Source organism: Mesorhizobium sp. M1006, assembly GCF_040318825.1.
Taxonomy (GTDB): Bacteria; Pseudomonadota; Alphaproteobacteria; order Rhizobiales; family Rhizobiaceae; genus Mesorhizobium.
This window is the reverse complement of the sequence record NZ_JAMYMZ010000142.1, coordinates 1-1,006: the sequence shown is the minus strand read 5'-3', so window position 1 is coordinate 1,006 and position 1,006 is coordinate 1. Positions and strand designations below refer to the sequence as shown.

Sequence of the window (1,006 nt, the reverse complement as noted above, 5' to 3'; positions counted from 1 at the left end):
GCATCGGATGTGCCAGAATGAGTTCGTTGAGATCTCAAACAAGGGAGCCGTCCGTGGAACACCTTATCCGTATTGGCATGGATACGTCCAAGAGTGTTTTTCAGCTGCATGGTGTCGACGCTGCGGAGCGTTCGGTGCTGGTGCGTAAATTGCAACGGCGGGCGGTAGTCCCGTTCTTCGCCAAGCTTGCGCCGGTGAGGATCGGGCTGGAGGCGTGCGGTGGCTCGCATTACTGGGCGCGCACGCTGTCGGGGCTGGGTCATGAGGTGGTGCTGATCGCGGCGCAGCACGTGAAGCCGTATGTGCGGCGCGGCAAGCATGACGCGGCTGACGCCGAGGCGATCTGCGAGGCGATGAGCCGGCCCAGGACACGCTTTGTTGGGATCAAGAGCGGCGAGCAGCAAGCGGCGCAGATGCTGTTTGGGGTGCGCGAGCAGCTGGTGCGGCGGCGCACGCAGCTTTCCAACACGATCCGCGGCTACGCAGCCGAATTCGGCCTGGTGGCCGCACAAGGCCTTGCCCGCATCGAGCCACTGCTGGCCCGCATTGCCGGCGACGCGACGGTGCCGGCGCTGGCAAAGGAACTGCTTGAGACGCTCGGCGAGGAATACCGCGCGGTGTGCGCGCGATACGCGGCAATCGACAAGAAGCTGTTGGCCCATCACCGCAAGGACGAGACTGGACAGCGGCTGGCTGCGATGCCCGGCGTCGGGCCGGTCGTGGCGAGCCTGCTCGGCGTCAAGGTCACTGATGCGACAGCGTTCGGTTCGGGACGCGACTTCGCGGCGTGGCTGGGGCTGACGCCGAAGAACCATTCGACCGCCGGCAAGAACCGGCTGGGGGTGATCACGCGGGCCGGCGACGAGATGCTGCGGCAGGCGCTGGTGGTGGGCGCGACGGCCCACATCCAGCAGGTGCGTCGCGGCCGCGCCAAGGCCTCGCCGTGGCTGGCGGCGTTGATTGCGCGCAAGCCGCCGAAGCTGGCGGCTGTGGCGCTCGCCAACAA

The 1,006-nt window shown here is 66.9% G+C and carries 1 protein-coding gene; it reads left to right on the top strand.

The window, feature by feature from the left end; genetic code table 11:
* Positions 1-53: 53 nt before the first annotated feature.
* On the top strand, positions 54-1,006 hold a 953-nt coding region (locus tag NKH60_RS34945), incomplete at its 3' end, for an IS110 family RNA-guided transposase (RefSeq protein WP_352875131.1).